This is a genomic window from Aquimarina sp. AD1 (assembly GCF_003443695.1).
Classification (GTDB): Bacteria; Bacteroidota; Bacteroidia; order Flavobacteriales; family Flavobacteriaceae; genus Aquimarina; species Aquimarina latercula.
On record NZ_CP031966.1, the window covers coordinates 2,823,343 to 2,847,003 of the forward strand.

Annotated in this window: 6 protein-coding genes; 3 read left to right on the top strand and 3 right to left on the bottom strand. The window is 30.6% G+C overall.

Annotated features, from left to right (window positions below):
- Positions 1-95: 95 nt before the first annotated feature.
- The 3 genes from D1815_RS12475 to D1815_RS12485 form a co-directional block, all read right to left on the bottom strand.
- A complete protein-coding gene (locus tag D1815_RS12475) occupies positions 96-4,739 on the bottom strand; it encodes a non-ribosomal peptide synthetase (RefSeq protein ID WP_118387313.1) in 4,644 nt (1,547 codons plus the stop codon).
- Between the two features lie 182 nt (positions 4,740-4,921).
- A complete protein-coding gene (locus tag D1815_RS12480; RefSeq protein ID WP_118387315.1) occupies positions 4,922-17,359 on the bottom strand; it encodes a non-ribosomal peptide synthetase in 12,438 nt (4,145 codons plus the stop codon).
- Positions 17,359-17,886: a UpxY family transcription antiterminator gene (locus D1815_RS12485; RefSeq protein WP_118387317.1), complete on the bottom strand. Its 528-nt coding sequence runs from the start codon at positions 17,884-17,886 to the stop codon at positions 17,359-17,361. The genes D1815_RS12480 and D1815_RS12485 overlap by 1 nt, the downstream gene beginning before the upstream one ends.
- Positions 17,887-18,615: 729 nt before the next feature.
- Here D1815_RS12485 and D1815_RS12490 point away from each other — a divergent pair.
- The 3 genes from D1815_RS12490 to D1815_RS12500 all read left to right on the top strand — a co-directional run bounded on the left by D1815_RS12490 (position 18,616) and on the right by D1815_RS12500 (position 23,622).
- Positions 18,616-20,829 carry a lantibiotic dehydratase family protein gene (locus D1815_RS12490; RefSeq protein WP_162897363.1) on the top strand — a complete coding sequence of 738 codons (2,214 nt, stop codon included), beginning with the start codon at positions 18,616-18,618 and terminating at the stop codon, positions 20,827-20,829.
- 10 nt (positions 20,830-20,839) lie between these two features.
- The gene (locus D1815_RS12495; RefSeq protein WP_118387321.1) at positions 20,840-21,721 is read left to right on the top strand and encodes a thiopeptide-type bacteriocin biosynthesis protein; all 882 of its coding nucleotides are present in this window, start codon (positions 20,840-20,842) and stop codon (positions 21,719-21,721) included.
- A 137-nt stretch (positions 21,722-21,858) separates the two neighbouring features.
- Positions 21,859-23,622, top strand: a complete 1,764-nt coding sequence (locus tag D1815_RS12500; protein ID WP_118387323.1) for an AraC family transcriptional regulator — start codon at positions 21,859-21,861, stop codon at positions 23,620-23,622.
- The last annotated feature ends 39 nt before the right edge of the window (positions 23,623-23,661 follow it).

A 23,661-nucleotide genomic window follows, 5' to 3' on the forward strand; every position in this document is an offset into this window, starting at 1 on the left:
ACATCAAAAATTATAAAAACATTTATCAAGACCTACTTTATTAAAAACTGGTTCTTGTTTTTTGAATATGGAATGTTATTAGGAAAAAATCTATACTAAATTCCGAAAACAGGAATTGTTTTCTTATCTATAAGATTTATTGTATTGATCTCTTTTTCTGAATTTTTCAATAAAAACTCAACGCATTTGCAAAAACGTTTAGCTAATATTGACACTTCTTTATGGTCAAATACAGCAGTTTGATATTCTATAGTGTATGATATCTTATTCTCTTCTTGATATATATAAAAACAGATTGGAAATTTGCTTTTTTTCAGTTCTTGAGATTGAACTTTAAATTTAAATTTTTCAAAACCTCCTCCGTTACTTGATTCTTGATTTTGATTAATAACATTCAAGCAAACATCTATTCTATCCACCAAATTGAATCCATTAAGTGATTGAAAATCATCTAAAATAGCATCAAAAGGATAAAATGATGAATCAATCATATTTATTTGATTATCAGATGATTTTTGTAATAACTCTTCAATTTTATCAAAAGGATTAATATGTACATTATAGGGCATCAAATTAAGATATAATCCAACTTGGTTCATTAAATCAGGGTGATTTCTTAAACTTATCGGGACACTAATTAATATATCCTTCTGTCCACTAGTCTTATGAATTAGAACTCCCAATGCAGAAGCTATCAAACTCATTAAACCTCTATCATTACTTTTACAATACTCTTCAATATTATCTATTATTTTTTTATCAAAGGTCTCTGTGAAGTGGGCTCCTCGAAAATCATCAATAGCTACTTCTTTATGCCATTTTTTTTCTTGTTTAACGTTCTGAAGATGTGCTTTCCAAAACTCACTTTGGGCTTTAAATTCATTATTATTTATTCGGTTTTTGATCCATTTCACATAGTCTTTGTATTGAACTTGGAGTTTAGGAAGTTCAATATCTTTTCCATTATGAATCTGATCGTACACATATGCTAACTCTTTATTTAAAATTGCATCCGAACTAAAATCACCAATTATATGATGCATCATATACGACAATATATATTCTTCTTTGTTTTTCTGAATTAGCAGTACTCTAAAAAGTGGTGACTTATCTAAATCAAATACAAAATGACTAAATGATTTTAGGAATTCATCTATATCACTTCCTGTTATTAATTGATCTTGAGAAATATAAGTTATAACAGAATTAACATCCATATAATCACTGATATATTGTACCACATCTCCTTTTTTATTTGTTGCAAAAGAAGTTCTAAGTGCTTCGTGTCTATCCAACAGATATTGAACCGATTTTTTGAATATCTCTACATCAAACTTTCCTTCAATTTTGTAAACAGTTTCAATATTATATGCCTTAGACCCTGAACCTGTTCGTGATGCTAACCACATTCTTAATTGTTCATTGGACATCATATATCCATCCTTTTGGGATTGAATAGGAGTTATTTCATTAAAATCAATCGGTTTTTTCGATTTAAGTAGTTTACTTAATCGAAGTATTGTCATATTACTATATAATTCTCCTGCGGTAATTTCTATATTGAATTTTTGATTAATTTTATTAATCAATATCATCATTTTAAGACTGTGCCCTCCTAATCCAAAAAAATTATCTGTAACCCCTATATTTTCTATACCTAATACTTCTTGCCAAATACGGACTAATTCCTTTTCTTCTTCTGAGACAGGTGCTACATATTCCTCTTTAACAAGATCTTGATTTGTTATTTCTGGCAGTGCTTTTTTATCAACCTTTCCATTAGAAGTTAATGGAAGTTCGTCTATTTCAACATAATAGTTTGGCACCATATATTCTGGCAATTCATTACTTAATCCTACACGCAATGCCTGCTTATCTATATCTTCGTTTCCAACAACATAAGCTACTAAAACCTTTTCTTTTTCGACTTCACAATCAACAATTACTGCTTGATGTACTGATCTTATCCCTAACAATACCTGTTCAATTTCTCCAAGTTCAATTCTGTAACCTCTTATCTTTACTTGGTTATCTATTCTACCAATAAATTCTATTGTACCATCTGGCGACCAACTTCCTAAATCACCTGTTTTATATAATCGAGTCTCTTTAATAAAAGGGTTATCAATAAATTTTTCTTCGGTTAATTCTGGTCGATTTAAATACCCTCTAGATAATCCTTTTCCAGAAATACAAATTTCCCCTGCAACACCAATAGGTTGTAATTCTAAATTTTCTGATAGAATGTAAATCTTAGTGTTCGCTATAGGACGGCCAATAGGGATACTTTCTCCGCTTCGATCTGTAAGATCAAAACTAGTAGTGACTACTGTGTTTTCTGAAGGTCCATAATTATTATAAATCTTGAGATCATAACTATTTTCTGGTAATTTAAGAGCTTCTCCTCCAGTTAAAATCTTGATATCCTCTAATACAAATCCCTGAATTACAATTTCTTCACAAATTTTAGTTGGTAAATATGTATGTGTTATTTTATGATCTCTTAAAAACTCTATTAATAAATTTATATCATATCGCACCTCCTGATTAGAAATAGGAAATAACGATCCGCCAGACACTAAATATGGGTAAATCTCCCATACAGAAGCATCAAACCCGATACCCGCGTATAAACTACCTCTACTTGATGCATCTAAATTATATTCGGAAATATGCCAAGAACACAAATTGGATAAACTTCTATGTTCAATCATCACCCCTTTTGGTTTACCTGTTGACCCAGATGTATAGATAACATAGGCCAAATTTGATGGTTTTATTCTTATATTCGGAAGCGTTTTTAATATCTCTTCTTGCTTATTAAACTCTTCTAATAAATTTTCATCAATAGTAACTTTACACTTACTATCTTCTTCTATATAAGATATACGCTGTGTAGGATAAGAAGGGTCGATAGGCACATAAGCTGCACCTGCCTTTAATACTGCTAATAATGAAACTATTAACCATTCACTACGATCCAACTTAACTCCCACTAACTCTTCGATTTTCAGATCATATTGATCTAGTAAATAATGAGCCAACTCATTAGAAACCTCATCCAACTCCCTATACGTAAATTCTTTACTCTCATGTACAACAGCAATAGACTCTGGAGTTTTTGCTGCCTGCGTTACAAATAAATCAACAATAGAAGTATCTGGAATATTAAAAGAGGTATCATTAAAGTCATAAAACAATAGGGCTTCTTCTGAGGCTTCTAAGTAATTGAGTGTGGCTACTTCTTGATTCGGATTATTTATCCCCTCAGTTAGGAAATTATCTAAATGAACACATAATCTCTGTATAAAATCTACCTCATACACATCTGTGTTATATTCTATGTTTACAGATAATCTACCTTTTTTTTCCGAAAAAATAAAACTGATATCAAATTTGCTAAATGAGGCCTGCGTATTTCGATAAGGCGATATCTCAATACCGTTTAAATGTAAATTATCTGATGCAAATAATTCTTGTTGGTTTTGTAATACCACCATAACATCAAACAGAGCCGAACGACTAATATCCCTTGTAATTGTCAAATCGTCAAGCAAATTATCAAAAGGATACTCTTGATGTGAATACGCATCTAATAAAGTATTTTTCTGTATGGATACTAAATCTTTAAAACTAGATGTACGTTCAAACTCTGTCCGAATTGCCAACGTATTTAAATACAACCCTACCTGATTTTCCAAATCAGCATGTTCCCTTCCTGCGACTGGTGTCCCTAAAATGATATCTCCAGTGTTGGTATATCTGGAAAACAATCCATTAACTCCAGCCATTAACACCATAAATAAGGTTACTTCATTTTGCTGTGCATATTGGTTTAACCGAGATGTGGTTTCCTTAGAAAATGAATAGGTAATATCAGAACCATTATAGGTTTTTATCTTAGGTCTTATTTTGCTAGTTGGAAGTTCTAAAATGGGTAAATCTCCTTTAAACTTATCTAACCAAAAAGATTTAGATCTTTCCAATTCTAACTGTTTAGAAGTGCTATTTTCCCATTCTGCATAATCCTTATATTGAATAGACAGTGGTTGTAACGTTATTGTTTTCCCTGAAACTAAGCTGTTATAAATCGATATAAACTCTCTACTTAACACTCCCATTGACCATCCATCACCAATAATGTGATGCATATTGAGCATTAAGATATGTTCTTGATCAGATATCTTAACCACCTCTCCGATAAACAATGGTCCTTTCTCTAGATTAAAAACGTGTTCTTTAACTGTTTTTGAGTGTTTTTTTAGAAGCTCTTCGGAACCAGTATTGCTTACATCTAAAAATTTTAACCGACCTAAATATTGTTCTACAGGAATTATATATTGTCCTAATTCTCCATTCACGTCTTCTTTAAAAATCGTTCGCAAGCTTTCATGACGTTCTATTAGCTTTAAAAATGCAACAGATAATTTATCAATATCTACTATTCCTGAAAATTTAAAAGCATCAAAAATATTATAGGCGATATTACCATCTTCCAGTTGACTCAAAGCCCATAGACGTCTCTGAGAAGAAGTTAATTCATAAAACTCTTTCTTTTCTGATACAGGTATAGCTTCAGATGAAGAAAGCAGTTTGATTAACTGATCTTTATGAGCTTTAATATCCTCAATAATTTCCGCAGACAATGTACCTTTGGGCGCATTAATTTTAATATTTCCGTTGTCTACTTTAAGGCCAACATTTAATGACTCTAATGTATTTATTAAATTATCTATCACAATATTTGGTTTTCAAGTTAATCTGGAATGTAATTACAAATTCCAACAAGGTATCATCATCGTTTGATGATCAATTACCTATAGATTTTATGCATTTTTATGAATGAATATAGAATAAGGGTAAATCCTTTGATTGAAATTCTAATCTAGGGTTCTATCTATTTTTATAGAAAAAAGGAAATTTATATAGTTACCTCTTCAAGGTTATCAGCATTAGTTAATTCTAATTGATTCTGAAAAACAATGAATTTTAATTTAGTTGACACTCCAACTATATCCTGAGTCTCATACAAGTCCTGAATAGAAAATAATGTGTTGAAATTTTTATTAATCTTATTAATTAGAACTGTTGCTTTTAAACTGTTTCCTCCTAATTCAAAAAAGTTATCGGTAACACCAACTCCATTCACTTTTAAAACCTCTTCCCAAATTACTACTAATTTCTTTTCTATTGCAGTACTAGGAGCAACATATTCATTTCTAAATATATCTTTCCCTAGTACTTCTGGAAGGGCTTTCTTATCAATTTTACCATTGGGGGTTAATGGAAACACATCTAATACTTGAAAATAATCAGGAATCATATAATCTGGCAAATACGTCCTCAAATTAGATTTTAGTTCTTGTTTATTTATCTCTGTTGATCCAATTATATAAGATACCAAAACATTATCTCCCTGAATTTCTTTTACGACAACTAGTGCTTGCTGAATGTCTTCTTGTTGTACTAATACATTTTCGATTTCACCTAATTCAATTCGATATCCTCTAATTTTCACTTGATCATCTTTACGACCTATAAATTCTATAGTGCCATCCGACAACCATCTACCTAAATCTCCTGTTTTGTATAATTTTTTCCCGTTTATGAAAGGATGATCAATAAACTTCTCTTTTGTTAATTCAGGTTTATTTAGATATCCTTTCGACAATCCATCTCCAGAAATACACAATTCACCAATTACTCCTATCGGTTGCAATGTAAGATCATCAGATAAAATATAAAACTGCGTGTTATCTATGGGAGCTCCAATCGGCGTAGATCGTTCATAGTACCTTTCAATTTTTTGACAACTACTATAGGTAGTATCTTCTGATGGCCCGTATAAATTGCGAACTTCTATATCTGAGGATAAAAATTTATTGGTAAATGATACAGGGAATGGTTCTCCTGCCAAATTAATACCTACAACATTAGAGAAGGAAGCTTCGGTATCCAACAAAGTTTGCAAAACTGAAGGCACGGTATTAATCAACACATTTTTATCTTTATCTAAATGTTTCTCAATTTCTAAGCCGTTAGATAAAATTCGAATCTTTTTACCAATACTTAACGGATAAAATATTTCATAAACAGATAAATCAAAACAATGAGAGGTTACTGCATACATCATATCAAATCCAGTAGTTTCAAATTCTCTCTTTGACCAATTCAACATCGTCACCGCATTATTATGAGTGAGCATAACTCCTTTTGGAGCACCTGTAGAACCAGACGTATAGATTACATACGCTAAATTTGCAGGTTTTATATTTATCTTAGGAAGTTTTTTGGAAATAATATCTTCTTCTCCAAATAATGCAATCAATTCCTTATCAACAGTTACTCTACATTTACTATCGTTCTCTATATAGTCTATTCTTTGTTGCGGATATTCCGGATCTATAGGAACATATGCTCCGCCAGTTTTTAAGACAGCAAGTAATGATACTACTAACCACTCGTCTCTATGTAGTTTCACACCTATCAAATCCTCCTCTTTAATATCATATTTGGATATTAAGAAATTAGCTAGTTGATTTGACAATTCATCCACATCCTCATACGTGAGCTCTTGATCTTCACTAACTATAGCAATATCGTCCGGAGTCTTTAGCGCCTGTTCCGTAAATAAATCAACAATAGTCCTATCCTTTACGGTCTCTACTGTAGTTGCATTAAAATGATATAATAACTTTTGCTGTTCTGCATCACTTACATAATTGATTTTGGAAATTGGTTTATTGGAATTATAAATACAGTTCGTTATAAAATTATCTAAATGAAAAATCAAATTTTCTACAAAATTAGCGTCATAAACATCTGTGTTATATTCCAGTTGTAACGACAATTGCCCTTCTTTTTCTGAAAAAATAAAACTCATATCAAACTGACTCACATTTCTACGATGCTCTAAATAAGGTCTTATTTCTAGTCCATCAACTTTTAAGGATTCCGAAGAAAATAAATCTTGCTGATTCTGCAATATTACTAAGATATCGAATAATGCAGAACGACTTGTATCCCGTTGTACATCCAAATCATCTACTAAAACATCTAACGGATACTGCTGATGAGAATAAGCATCTAATAAAACCCCTTTCTGAAGGTTTACCAAATCATTAAAACAAATAGTGTTATCAAATTGTGTTCGGATTGGTAGGGTATTAAGATATAACCCTATTTGATTTTCTAGCTCTAAATGATCTCTTCCGGCAACTGGTGTTCCTAAAATGATATCATTACTATTTGTATATCGGGATAGCAATCCATTAATACCTGCCATCAACACCATGAATAAACTTACTTCATTTTGTTCTGAAAACAACTGTAATTGTTCACTAATATCTTTAGAAAGATTGTGTATGATACTATCTCCGTTATAGGTTTTTATTTTTGGCCTCTTTTTGTTGGTTGGTAATTCCATTACCGGTAATTCTCCTTTAAACTGCTCTAACCAATATTCTTTAGAGGTATTTAATTTATTTTGTTGCTCTGCTGATGATAACCAAGCCGCATAATCCTTATATTGAATAGATAATTCTGATAATTGAATATCCGTATTATGAACTAAACTATTATAGGTTAGCATCAATTCTTTTTGTAAGATTTCCATAGACCAACCATCACTTATAATATGATGCATATTGAATAATAATAAATGTCTATCTAAAGAAATCTTAATTACTTCTAGTTTTACCAAAAGTCCTTTTTCTAAATCAAACTGATGTTGGTGATTTTTATCAATAATAGTTTTTATTGACAAATCCTGGTTTTTATAGGTACAAAGATCAAACGTATCAATACTAAAATCAATCGTATTAATATCCATAATATTTTGACGAACCTCTTCATTATCATTCCTCTTAAAAACGGTACGTAAACTTTCATGTCTGGAAATAAGATGTAGAAAAGCTTTGGTAAGTTGATCTACATCTAATATTCCCTTTATCTCTGTAACCCCAGAAATATTATAGGCAATATTTCCTTCCTTAAACTGACTCAAAACCCATAAACGCCGTTGAGAAGAAGTTAATGCATAATCGTCTTTATTTTCAACTAATGGGATAGCATCATACTTGTTTTCAATTGCATTGGATAACATCCCTACAATGGTTGGATGAAGAAATAGGTCCTTGATTGACACCTCTAACCCCAAGCCTTTTTTTATCTTGTTTATAAGAATAGTTGCTTTTAGACTATGCCCTCCTAGTTCAAAGAAATTATCAGTAACTCCAATCTTTTCTATATCTAAGACTTCTTGCCATATAGAAACTAGTTGTTTTTCATCTTCTGTTTTAGCCGCTACAAATTCATTTCTAACAATATACTCTTCAGCTACTTCTGGTAATGCTTTTTTATCAATTTTACCATTAGAAGTTAATGGAAGTTCCTTCAATGAAACAAAATAACTAGGTATCATATATTCCGGTAATTCTTTACCTATTGCAGTTCTTAATTCTTGTTTATCAACTTCTTCTTCATTAACATAATAAGCGGCCAATATGGTATCTCCTGCAATTTCTTTGGCTAAGACAACCACTTGTTTCATTTTAGTTTGCGATAAAATAACATTTTCTATTTCACCTAATTCAATACGATATCCTCTTATTTTTATCTGATCATCTTTTCTTCCTAAAAACTCAACCGTACCGTCTGGCAACCATCTACCCAAATCCCCTGTTCTATATAAGCGCCTTTCTTTATCAAAAGGATGTGTTACAAACATCTCTTCTGTTAGTTCTGGACGGTTTAAATACCCTCGAGATAACCCATCCCCTGAGATACAAATTTCTCCAACAACCGAAATAGGTTGTAACTCTAGATTTTCTGATAGAATATAAACCTGAGTATTAGCTATTGGACGGCCAATAGGTATATTTTCTCCTATTCGATCATTAAGGTCAAAACTAGTAGTAACCACCGTGTTTTCAGAAGGACCATAGTTATTGTAAATCCTAAGACTATTACTATTTTCCGGTAGCTTAAGAGCCTCTCCTCCTGTTAGTATTTTAGTGTTACCCAATTCAATATTACGATTAACCAACTCTTCACAAATCTTCGTTGGTAAATACGTATGTGTTATTTTATGATTTCTTAGAAACTCTATCAATAAGTTAACATCATAACGAACTTCTTGATCAGAAATAGGATATAAACTACCTCCCGAAATTAAATAAGGATATATTTCCCATACAGAAGCATCAAATCCGATACCTGCATATAAACTACCTCTACTGGATGCTTCTAGATTATATTCAGAAATATGCCAAGAACATAAATTCAATAAACTTTTATGCTCAATCATCACTCCTTTTGGCTTACCTGTTGATCCAGAGGTATAAATTACATATGCTAAATTCGAAGGTTTTATATCTATCTTAGGAAGCGTTTTTACTATATCTTCTTGTTGATTAAATTCTAGTAGTAGATTTTCATCTATAGTAACTATACACTCACTATCTTTTTCTATATAATCAATACGTTGTTCTGGATACGTAGTATCAATTGGAACATATGCGCATCCTGTTTTCAATACGGCTAGTAAAGAAATTACTAACCATTCTGTTCTTTCTAGCTTTACAGCCACTAAATCTTCTACAGATACATTATAATTATCTAAAATATAGTGAGCTAATTGATTCGATAATTCATCTAATTCCTGATATGTATATTTTTTATTCTTATGAACTAATGCTGTAGCTCTTGGTGTCTTAATCACTTGTATTACAAACAAATCAACTATACTTGCTGCTTTTGGATAAACAGTTTTTGTAGCATTAAACCCTTCTAACAACTGTTGTTTTTCTGATGCTCTAAGAAATGATAATTCTGATATATTTTGATCAGGATGCTGTATACTTTGGACTAAAAGCGATTCTAAATGAATACATAAATTTTCTATAAAATCTAACTCATAAATGTCCGTATTATATTCTAAGTGCAATGATACTTGCCCCGCTTGTTCAGAAAAAATAAAACTTAGATCAAACTGACTAGATTTTCTGTATTGATCTTTATAAGGAGTTACATCTAACCCTTCTATACCGACAGATTTTGATGATAATATATCTTGTTGATTTTGTAATACTACCACCACATCAAATAGTGAAGATCGACTAGTATCTCGATGTAAATCCAACTCATCTACAAGGCGATCTAAGGAATATTTTTGGTGAGAATAAGCATCTAACAAGGTGCGTTTTTGTACAGCAATTAAATTCTTAAAACTAATTGTAGAATCAAAACTTGTTCTAATTGCCAACGTATTTAGATACAATCCTATTTGATGCTCTAATTCGGAATGTTCTCTACCTGCTATTGGCGTACCAATTATAAAATCATCACCCCCTGTATATCTGGAAAACAAACCATTAATCCCCGACATTAATGTCATAAATAAACTTACGCCTTGACCCTCTGAAAAATTTTGTAAATCTTGACTTGTTCCTTCCGAAAAACTATAATCAAAACTATCTCCATTATACGTTTTTATCTTAGGACGCGGTTTATACGTTGGAAGCTCTAATACTGGTACTTCTCCTTTAAAATTTTCTAACCAATAATCTCTAGAAGCTTCTAATTCTTTCTCCTGTTCTTCACTGCACAACCAATCTGAATAATCTTTATATTGAATTGGTAATTCCGGTAAGTTAATGTCTCTATCATGTATCAAGCTATCATAGATTAACATCAATTCTTTACTTAATACCTCCATGGACCAACCATCACTTATAATATGATGCATATTAAACAATAGTAGATGTTCATTAGTAGACACTTTGATCAACCCTAGTTTTAATAATGGGCCTGTCTCTAAATTAAAATGATATTCATAATTATTCTCTATAATAGTAGATAACTCAGAAGATGCATCCGAAACCTCGCTGACATCATATAAATCAATATCTATACTGATAGCTCCTTTTGGCAAAATATATTGACGTACTTCTTCTAGATCATCTCCTTTAAAAACTGTACGTAAACTTTCATGACGTTCAATAACTGCCTGAAAAGCTTTTTTTAGTTGTGCTAAATCTAAGACTCCTTCTAGTTTTAAAACACTAGGAATATTATATGCAATACTACCTTCTTTATATTGACTCAACACCCATAACCTGCGTTGGGATGGAGTCAACACATAGTTTTCTTGCTCTTGTACCTTTGGGATATTAATATATGTACTTTCTTTTATTTGTGATGTAATCCCCTCAATTGTAGGGCTCAAGAACAAATCTCGCACGGATAGAGATAATCCTAAGGTTTTTTTAATCTTGTTTATAAGAATAGTAGCTTTTAGACTATGCCCCCCTAGCTCAAAGAAATTATCAGTGACTCCAATTGTTTTTACATCTAATATTTCTTGCCATATCAAAACTAATTGTCTCTCCAACGCATTACTGGGTGCTTTATATTCATTTCTAATAATATCTTCTCCTGCTACCTCGGGTAATGCTTTTGTATTGATCTTTCCATTAGAAGTCAGTGGAAATTCATCTAATACAACATAATAGCTAGGAATCATATAATCAGGAAGTACTTTATGGAGGCTTGTCCTTAACCATTTTCTATCCATTTTATCCTCATCTGCCATTATATAGGCCACTAAAACAATGCTCTCTGCTACCTCTTTTGCTAGAACAACTACATGTTCTGCATCAATTCTTGATAAAATAGTATTCTCTATCTCACCTAGTTCTATTCGATACCCTCTTATTTTAACTTGGTTATCTTTTCTGCCAATAAACTCTAGTGTTCCATCCGCTAACCATCGTCCCAAATCACCTGTTTTATATAACTTCGTTTTGGGTATAAAAGGATGATTTACAAACCTCTCTGCAGTCAATTCCGCACGATTTAAATATCCTCTGGATAATCCTTTTCCTGAAATACATATCTCTCCTATAACTCCTATTGGTTGTAACTCCAGACTATCCGATAAAATATATACTTGCGCATTATCTATAGGAGTACCAATTGGTATAACTCCATTCTCAAGATGCTTTTGGGTGACTTTACATAATGTAGCGCTAATTGTTGCTTCTGTAGGCCCATATTTATTGTAAAAATCTGAGATGTTATTCATCTTTTCTGCTAAATCTTTAGAACAAAATTCTCCTCCTGAAACAATTCTTCTTAATGCTGTACAGGAATTAAGATCTAGCATTTGATGCAAATAACTTGGTGTAGCATGTAGATGCGTGATTGCATACTTTTTCAATACTTTAGTTAATAAAAAAGGATCTCTGATATCCTCTTTAGAAACGATTACTAGCGCTGCTCCATTTAATAATGTTAAAAATAACTGCTCTACTGAAGCATCAAAAGATGGATTAGAAAACTGAAGTACACGTTCAGTACTATCAAAACCAAACTTCTTTGTTTGATTAAGAATATAGTTCCCCAAACTACCGTGTTCTACCATCACTCCTTTTGGTTTACCCGTAGAGCCAGATGTATAAATTACATATGCTAGATTATTAGGTTTAATATCTACTTTCGGTAATAATTTAGAAAACGATACTTTTTCTTCAAAAGTCTGCAGTAACTGTTCATCTATTGTTATTTTACAATTAGAATCTTGTTCTATATACGTTATTCGTTGTTGTGGATATTCAGGATCAATAGGTACATAAGCCGCTCCAGCTTTAAGAACTGCTAATATCGATATTACTAACCATTCGCTTCGTTGCAGTTTTATTGCCACTAAATCTTCCACCTCCAAATCATAATGACTTAACAAATAATGAGCGAGCTGGTTAGACTTCGTATCCAATTCTTTATAAGTAAGCTCATTATCATTAAAAACAACCGCTACCTCATCTGGTGTTTTCTCTACCTGAGCTATAAATAAATTTACTATACTTTCCTCCTCTATGAATTCAGTTTTTGTAGTATTAAAACTATTCAAAAGAAGATCTTTTTCTGGGATAGAAATGTAATCCAAAGTGCGCAACGACTGGCTAGGTTTTGTTACCAACTTGTCAAGAATATTTAGATACATGGACAACATTCTTTCCATGGTAACAGCCTCAAAAATATCAGAATTATATTCCCATTCTATAGAAATTCTTCTATCCAAATTAGTATTAAAAGATTCTGCTTGCTCATAAACGGTATTTACAACAACACTAATGTCGAATTTAGAAAACTCATTATGTCCTTTTACTATTTCAATTTCGGCGTCTAATAACGACATGTTTTTAATAGGCACATTCACAAAACTAAACATGTGCTGAAATAAAGGATGCTGACTTAAATTTCTCTTTGGATTTAGCCGTTCTACTATTTTCGAAAAAGGTGTACTCTCATAGGAATAAGCGTTTAGGCAGGTTTCTTTTACTTCATTAAGCACCTCGACTAAAGACTGATTTGTATCCAAAATAGTTCTTAATGGAATGGTATTAACAATCATCCCTAAAACTTCCTCAAATTCTTTATGATGTCGATTAGAAACTGCTGTTCCAACACAAATATCATTATGATTACTAAACTTACTCAATACTATTTTAAAAGCTGTGATCATTGTTATAAACAAAGACACTTTTTGTTCTTCAGAAAATTGCCTTAATTGTTCAGAAAACTCTAAAGAACATATATGCTCTATTGTACTCCCTTTATTTGTTGAAGATAGCGACCTATTCTTATCCAAAGGAAGTACCAGATCATTAGAAAAACCATCAAATTTATGTTCCCAAAAATCTAATTGCTCATTGATAACCTCTTCATTAAGGCTTTCTTTTTCCCAATAAGCATAGTCTTTAAATGCTATTTCAGGTTGCTTAATATCAAAATCAGGATTCTTTTTTAATTCATTGTAGATATCTACAAAATCTCTAAATAAGATACCTTGAGTCCATCCATCTAGAATCAAGTGATGTTCACAAAATATAAGAACACTTTCTTCTTCGGAAAATCTCACTAATTCTACTCTAAAAAGTGGCCCTTTTTCTATTTCAAAAGAAGTGCTTTCTATTCTTTCTAGACTATCAAGAATTATTTCTTCTTTCTTTTTTTGTCCAGTTGTTTTATAATTCACTACCGGAATACTGAAAATATATGGAGATAAAATTTTCTGATATGGTTCTCCATCTACATCAATAAAAACTGTTCTTAATATTTCATGTTTTTCAATAAGCTTCGTGAATGTTTTTTCCAATATCGGAATATCTATTACTCCATTTAGCTTTATTGCTCTGGATACATGATATGAATTATCTTCGTTATCTAATTGATTTAGAAACCACAATCTGTCTTGAGCATATGATAATGGGTATAACTCTTGATACGGAGTTATTATTTTTTCGATTTCTTTTTTATCTAAAGAAGGTACTAGACTTCCTATTTCCTTAATCGTAGGAGATTTATAAAAGTCCTTTAATGATAATTCAATACCCTTTTTATCTCTTAAACTACTAATGAATTGATTGGCCAATAATGAATGACCTCCTAACTCAAAAAAGCTAACATTCACATCTACCTCGTCCAGTTTTAGTAATTCTTTCCAAATTGCAGCGATTTCCTTCTCTTCATCCGTACTAGGCAACTGAACTGTTTCTGTAATATCAGAGATCTTTGGACTCGGTAATTTCTTGACATCTATTTTACCATTCGTTAATAATGGAATAGCATCTATAACCACAAAGTGAGTTGGAATCATATATTCAGGTAAAAATTCTCTTAACCCAACTGCCAGTGATGAAATGTTTACAAAAGATTGGTTTGCTACAAGATATGCTATCATAATCGGCATTCCTTTAATCTCATCTATACAAACGTAACTATCCAAAACGTAAACATTAACCGCCTGAATGGCTTGTTCAATTTCTTCGGTTTCAATGCGATATCCTCGATAACTTAATTGATTATCTTTTCTGCCATAAAAAATCAAATTATCGTTCTCATCCCATTTTCCTAAATCCCCAGTTTTATAAATTCGCTCTCCCTGAATATTAACAAATGCTTTTTCCGTTAAATCTTCTTGATTTAAATAAGCTATAGCTAACCCTAAACCTGAAAGTCCTATTTCTCCCACTGCTCCTTTAGGTAACAGGTTTTTATTATCTAAAATGTATACATTTCTATTGGTAATTGGCTTTCCTATAGACATTAAAGAATTAGCATTCTCAATTTTATGATAGGTAGCACAAACCGTGCTTTCTGTAGGTCCATATGTATTATATACATTGTACTTTTCTATCAAATTATTAACGTGATGCGGTTTTAGAACATCTCCACCACTAATCAACGTTTTTATACTTAATTCATAATTCGCATCATTTTCATTTAAAAACTGCAATACAAAAGGATTTGTGCTTAATAAAGTAATATTAAATTCTTCGCACTCTTTAATCAGTTTATTAAAATCCTTGGTGTCATTTGCAATTATTAAATTACCTCCAACCGAAAGTATAGGAAATATTTCCTCTATAGAAGTATCAAAAGAAAGTGACGCTTGCTGTAACACATTATCTTCACAATCAAGTTCAAAATACGCTACAAATGTTGCTATATAATCATACAAAGATTCATGACTTATCATTACTCCTTTCGGAACACCAGTAGATCCTGAAGTATATATAATATATGCAAGGTCTTCTTTTGATATTTTGACCGATTTAAAATCGTTAGATGGTTGTTTTTCTTCTAAAACCTCATCGATATTGTATTCTTTTTCATGAAAAGTTCCATTAGAAAAGGAATCCACTAAAACGAATGCTATTTCACTATCATTCATGATATATTCTTTCCGTTCATCTGGATAGCTATTATCTATTGGAACGTATACCGCTCCCATTTTTAATATTGCTAAAATGCAAGCAATACTTTTCTCGGACCTAGATAACATAACTCCTATCCTATCCCCTTTCTTCAACCCCTTATTTTGGAGGTATCCTGCTATTATAGTTGCTTGAGTATTTAGCGTGGCATAGTTTAGGTTTTTTGCTCCAAACGTTACCGCGATATCTTCTCCTTGTTCCCTAAAAATAGTAGCCCAAAGATCTAAGAATGTCTCATCAGCACGTTCAACTATACTTCCTCTAGAGATCTCATTTACCTCAGATAGTTGTATTGGATCCGCTATTTTAATTTCTGAAACAGGTTCATTTATATATTCTCCTAAATGCACCAATACATTCTTAAATGAACGTATCAATTCGTTTGCTTCCGATCTAGGTACGTATTTTTCGTTAATATCAAATCTAAATTTCAATATTCCTCCTGCATGCTCGAAAATGTGTATCGAAATTGGGTCATCTTCACTATCATTAGCAATAGGATGAATTGTAGATATATTTCCTGCAAAATCACTATTATACTGAAGTCTTTCGTATGACAATCTTACATCGTATAAATGATTAATATCATTTGGTAATTCTTTTATAATATCTGCCTGTTGAAATCCTTGATGCCTGTAACATGAAAATAATTCCTTTTTGATACTCTGAATAAAACTTAAAAGATCCTTCTCCGTATTTAAAGCTAACTGCAATGGCAAAACACTTATAAAAGGACCAAAAGTTTTCTTTTGTGTAGCATTCTTTCTATTTAGAATCGGCATTCCTAAGCTAACCTCACTCTTTCGATAATATTTTGATAGTACTAAAGAACAAACTGCTAGAAGTACATGAAAAATACTTAACTTTTCTTGTTTTGTTATTTCCCATAATTTTTGATTTTCTATATCCGATAATTCAGTTTCCAGGTGATAATGACCCTCTCCTCTGCTACCTTCTTTATAAATCAATGAAGGAAGTTCCCGATATCTATTCATCCAGAATTTCTTATCTTCAATAAAATTATCAGACATTCTATATGCATTTTCAGAAAGAATATAATTCTCATACAGCGTGGTATGACTTTCTATATCTGCATATGTATAACCATCTTCGAGTAACAATTGCTCATAAATTCTATTGACCTCATTAAATAACAATTGAAAAGAAAATCCATCTGAGATGATATGGTGCAATTTTGAATACCAAATTGTACAATCTGACGAAACATTTATTAACCACATTTTATAAAGCGGTTTTTCTTCTTCAAATAGAAATGCTTCAGAAAAATCCCTTTCTATCTTTTTTATTGCTTTCTCCTTACTTGACTCCTTAAAGCATTTTAAAAACTCGGAATGATCATGTGCCTGAACATCGTACATCGGTATTCCTTGATCTTCCTTAAAAATAAAAGAAAACACATCATTTTCTTTAACTAATATGCTAAATGCTTTATTGAATAGCTCGAAATCAATCTCCCCTTGAATTACTACATACCCTCCTATATTATACTTAGGAGATTCAGGAGTCATCATTTGGTCTAACCAAACGTTTTTCTGTATATTAGAAAGTGTATTTTTCATCAGACTGCTTTTGATATTTTTGATAAATAGTTTGAAGGCACCGTAGCTGTAATTCCCTGATTTATGGAATCTAACCGTACTATAATCTTATTTTCATTATTGATGTTAATTACTTCGCATTCAATACCCGCTAAAGAACCATATTGAATAAGCATCACTTCACCTTCTTCATATGACTCATTATCGACTTTTATATCTTTAACACTATCAGCATCCACTAAGAACTTTATTTTGTTTATCTCCTCATCTTTGACTATTCCATACTCGGATCCAAAACGAATAAAAGAACAAGCACCTTCAACAGATAATGTTTTATGGAAATCCATAGATGTTTTTATGTTCACAAATACATATGAAGAAAATAATGGGATTTCCAATTTCTTTTGGCGATCACTCCATTTTCTTATAGTTGTTACTATAGGAAGAAAGGATTCTAATCCATTTTCTTTTAGTAATTCATCAACTTTTCTTTCGTAACGTGATCTTACATAAAGTACGTACCAACCTGTTTTAAGAAGCTTACCCATGATTAATGTTTTAATAAGGATGAAAAAATGTTTGTGTGTAATCTATTATTTATAAGAATAAAAAGAAGGTTTTAAAAAAAGCCCATAGCTTCGCTTCCTTGACTCACATCCAGTATATTCTGTAAAAATTTATGTATTGAAGGTTTAGTTTCTGCTTTCCTAAATATCCCTAAGATTATTATGAAAAGCTTTCGCTAATATTTGATACAAACATAAAGTAAAACACAACCTCAAAACAAGTCATTAGAGTCCGTTTTCAGGAATAACTGGCCCTAATTCGCGGAATCACGAATAATTTTTATTTTTAAAAAACATTAACTATCAATTATTTACAGTAAATCAAAGTGAATTTCACACTTAAAAATCACTTTACATACTTGTTCTCTAAGAATACAGTGAATTTGTTCCTTTAATTACTCGATTATTCCAATATTATTCATTAGTAAATCGCAATATTTATAGAAATAAGCTACAAGAATTGAGTTATAAAAACTGGGGATACATAGAAATTTAAACTTCTTTTCTTAATCATATGTTAAAGATTATCCATCTTACAACTGAAAAGCAGTAATACCAGAGGAGGATGAAAAGAAAAAATTATATTTGTTACTATATTACACAATATAATTTTATCATACAATATTTAGCTTGAAACCAAAAAACCCGTATACTTTCTTCGATAAATTTTGTTTAAGAGTACCCCTCTTACCTTTAGATTTTTATTTTGATTTGACAAAAAACGAAGAGATTTCAATAGAAATCTTTAAAAAAGTTTGGACAAATGACATTGTTAAAGAGGCTATATTTTTAGGATCTCCTGAGCTTTTTATTACTATTAACAAATGGTATGAAGGAGAGATAATCGATCCAAAAAAAGTAGACAGATTAAAATTTTCTTTACTTAAATATCTATCTCGGATGTCATCTAGGTGCACTCCTTTTGGATTATTTGCTGGATGTAGTATAGGGGAGTTCAGTCAATCAACTGCTATTGAACTGAAACCTAACCATAAACATCATAGACAAACCCGTTTTGACATGAATTTTCTAGTTGCTTTTTCGCAAAAGCTATCTAGGATTGATTATATCCAAAAACAACTTCTTTGGTTTCCAAATAATAGTATATATAGAATAGGAGAACAATATAGATATGTAGAATACATTTATAATAATAAAAATAGAAGAGAACATTCTTTAGAAGCAGTAACACACACACCATATTTGGAAAATATTCTTGAACATGCTAAGTCAGGAAAAAAAATCGAAGAACTTACTTCTTTATTAATAAATGATCACATATCAATTCAAGATGCTGAAGAATTTATTGAACTCTTAATTCAAAATCAAATTATAGTAAGTGAAATAGAACCCTCCGTAACAGGACAAGATTTTTTGATTCAGTTATCAAAAAAATTAAAGAAAATTAAGAATACCGAATCGATAATCGATCAAATTAATCATTACCAAAAATATTTAAATCAAATAGATCAAAAAATAGGAAATAAAACTCAAGTTTATTTGAATCTAAGTGAATATGTAAAAAAAACAAATACACCTTTCGATTTAAAGTACCTATTCCAAGCAGATTTATACACTGAAGCAATTAAAAATCAACTAGATATTCGTTTTGGCTATCAAATAAAAAGGGCAATGGTAATTTTAAACAAGATGAGTTTACCTGCCCAAAACAGCACTTTACAACAATTTAAAGATGCATTTAAGAAAAGATATGAGACACGTGAAATTCCATTATCTACAGTATTGGATACAGAAATTGGTATTGGATATCGCCAAGATACACAAGCAGTAGATTCTACTCCTTTTTTAAATGACTTACAGGTTCCTCATAAACGCAACTTAAAACAAAATTTACAGTGGAATCCAGTAAAAGATATTCTAAATAACAAATTACAACAAGCTAGTTCTGAGAACCTATATACAATACAATTATTCGATAAGGATTTTAAAAACTTAGATATCAACTGGGAAGATCTTCCTGATTCCATGTCTACAATGACAGAAGTTTTCACATTAGACAATCAAGAAAAAATAGCATTATCTAGCATAGGGGGAGCATCTGCAGCGACTCTTCTTGGTCGTTTCTCAATCGGAAATCAAACAATTTTCGAACATGTTCAACATATCTCAACTATTGAGGAGCAAATGCATCCTGACAAACTTATTGCCGAAATAATTCACTTACCAGAATCTCGTACTGGAAACGTAATTCGTAGGGCTGTAATACGAAAATATGAAATTCCTTATTTAGGAAAATCTAGCCTTCCTATTGAGCAACAACTTCCTATACAAGATCTTATGCTCTCAATTAAAAATAACACTTTGGTTTTACGTTCCAAGAAACATAATAAAACTGTTCTTCCAAGACTGACCAATGCCCACAATTATAGTAGACAAAATTCTTTACCTATTTACCATTTTTTATGTGACATGCAAAAACAGAATATGCGAGGAGGCATTGCTTTTGATTGGGGCGAAATATTTGAAAAAAGCAAATTTTTACCTAGAGTAGAATACAAAAATTTTATCTTCTCAAAAGCGCGTTGGCGCATATCAAGAAAAGACATTGTTCCGTTTTTGGATGATATAAAAATCAAAAAAAATTACCACATTAAGGTAACAAAATGGAGAAAAAAACTACTAATACCAAAGTATGTACAGCTTATCGATAAAGATAATACGTTACTGATCAATTTTGAAAATAAAGAATCTACCCTTATGTGGTTAAATACTATAAAAAACAGAGAAGAATTTTTATTAGAAGAGTTTTTATTTACAGAAGATAGTCCTGTAAAACAGGGAAGTAATAAATATTCTAATCAATGTGTATTCTCATTTTACAATGAAACAAAAGTAAATCAAATACTTAAAAAAAATATCGTATTAGATTCTAGTAAATTATCAAAGATAACAATAAAGGCGTAACCCTCTTAAAGTGCAAGTCAAAAGAACCTTTATACCTGGAGAAGAATGGTTGTATTACAAAATATATTGTGGTGCCAGAACCTCGGATAATATTCTAATGAATACAATATATCCATTAATGAAATTATTAATCAAAAAAAGAATGATTGATCTATGGTTCTTTATTAGATATCATGATCCTAACACTCATATAAAACTTAGACTTCATGTCACTGATATTAGAAAAATTGCGGATATTATGCAGTCATTTAGTAGTACAATGCAACCGTATGTTACTGATGATATTATTTATAAAATTCAATTAGACACTTATCATCGTGAGTTAGAACGTTATGGCACAAATACTATTCATATTTCGGAAGAATTGTTTTACCATGAAAGTAATTTGTTATTAAAAAGTAAAACTCTAATTGAGGATGAAAATTTGTATTTCTTATTTATTATGAAGACAATTGATCAATTCCTTAACAGTTGTAATTATGGAAAACAAGAAAAATTAAATTTTGCAGTTAATAAAAGAGACGCATTTAAAATAGAGTTTAATGCCGATAAAACTCTTAATAAACAATTAGATCAAAAATACCGAAAGATTAAAAATGATCTTTCAAACTTTTTAAAATCAACTTATTCTCAGAATGAATTTAATGTTTTGGATAAAATAATAAATACAAAAGAAAAAGTGACTATAAAACTAATACAAGAGATTATAAATCATAATAAAGAAGGTAGTCTCAAAGTACCGTTTGATTATTTAATAGGAAGTCATATCCATATGTTAGTCAATAGAGCTTTTCGATCTAGACAAAGGTTTTATGAGCTTATTATTTATGATTTTTTTTGCAAATATTATAAATCTGATTATATAAAAAACTCATTATCTTTAAATTCATAATTTTAAAAAATTATGAAATGTATCTTAACCAAAAAACCAAATATTAATTCCTTAATAATAGGAGAGAAATTTGATAACAAACCCTACATCAAACTATCTGAAAAAAATCAGGTTAGCAGAAACAAAATTATCAGTATATGAAAAACAGGCTACTTGTTACATTTTTGATTTCATCATTTTGTTTTTTTGGAATAACAAACGCTCAAGAAGATGATGCTGATCAAGATACACTACTACAAAAAAAATATGAAGAACTATTAGAGAGTTTTGAGTATTATAAAAGTGATACTATACATTCAAAAGTTTTCGCATTAACGTATTTGCAAAAAGCCAAACAAGAAAGAGATATAATAAGACAAGCTGATGGATATTACATGTTATCAGAAATCACGGAGCAATCAAAAGCTCTAGCATATGGAGATAGCATTATTATGTTAACCAAAAACATCAAAGATTTTAACTATCCAGCAAAAGGACATTTACTTAAAGCTAGAATTTATGGAGGAAAAAGTCAATTCAAAAAAGCAATGGATGAATTGGTTTTATCTAATAAATATGCAAATGAAAATGAAAATATAGATCAACAATACAAGACAAAATATTTTATAGCTTTGCTTAAAGAAGATCTAGGCAAATCTTTAGAATCTTTAGAATCCTTAAAATCCATTGTTAATTATTACGGAAAACAGTTTAAAGATGATCACACTTATGAATATGACTATATTAAATCTTTATTCGCATTAGGAAGTTCTTTTAACAAAAATAAAATATACGATTCTGCATATACGACTAACAATAAAGCCATTAATCTCTCATTAAAATCTAAAGACAGTACATTGTATGGCCGTTTACTATTGTCTTCAGGTAGAACCCATTATTATAAGGATGAATATACATCCAGTCTTGACAGCATTCTTAAATTTAAAAAAATTTCTAAAAACAAACCTCAAAGCATTGGTACCTCGATACGTGCAGACTTATTTCTTGGTAAAATATATGCTAAACAAAAAAATCAAAAGGCTTCCTTAATTCATTTACAAAAAATGGATTCTCTAGCCTATGCAAAGAATTATTATTTCCCGACTATTCGATCAGGCTATGAACTGCTAATCAAAACATATGAAGAGAAAGAGGACATAAATAAACAATTGCTCTATATTAATAAGCTCCTGTACGTAGATAGTATTTTAGACACTAACTACAAACAAGTATATGTCAAGATAAATGATGATTACACTACCCCGAATCTTATTCTAGAAAAAGAACATATCATAAATTCTCTTCAAAAAAACAATAAAAACACAATTATTACAGTAGGTATCTTATTACTGTTGATCATATCTCTGATCCTAATTTTAGTTAGAAATGTTAAAAAACGAAAAGTATTTCAACAACGGTTTCTTGATTTGTATGAACAAAATAGTCACTCTGAACAAGAAAAAACTGATCCAGTTACAAATCAAATAAGTGAAACGCCAGCTATTTTAAACAAAAATGATACAATAGATATAGGTATTTCAGAAATTATAATTAATGATATTTTAAAACATCTTAATACTTTTGAAAAAAATAAAGATTTTATTAAAACTAACATTACCATTAATGCCTTATCAAAAGAGTTCAAGACAAACTCCAAATACTTATCTAAAATAATCAATACATATAAAGGAAAAAGTTTTAGTAATTACATCAATGAACTCCGTATAGATTTTGTCGTTGAAAAGTTAAAATCTGATTCTAAATTCAGAAAATATACGATAAAAGCAATTGCTAATGACATAGGTTTTAATACAACTGATGCTTTTTCTAGGTCATTTCATAAAAAAACTGGAATTTTTCCCTCATTTTTCTTAAAACAACTAGAGAAAAAACAAAATGAGGAAGAAAAAATAATTACTTAATATAAAGAATGAATTAGGTTAGTAAAAGCGATTTTTCTC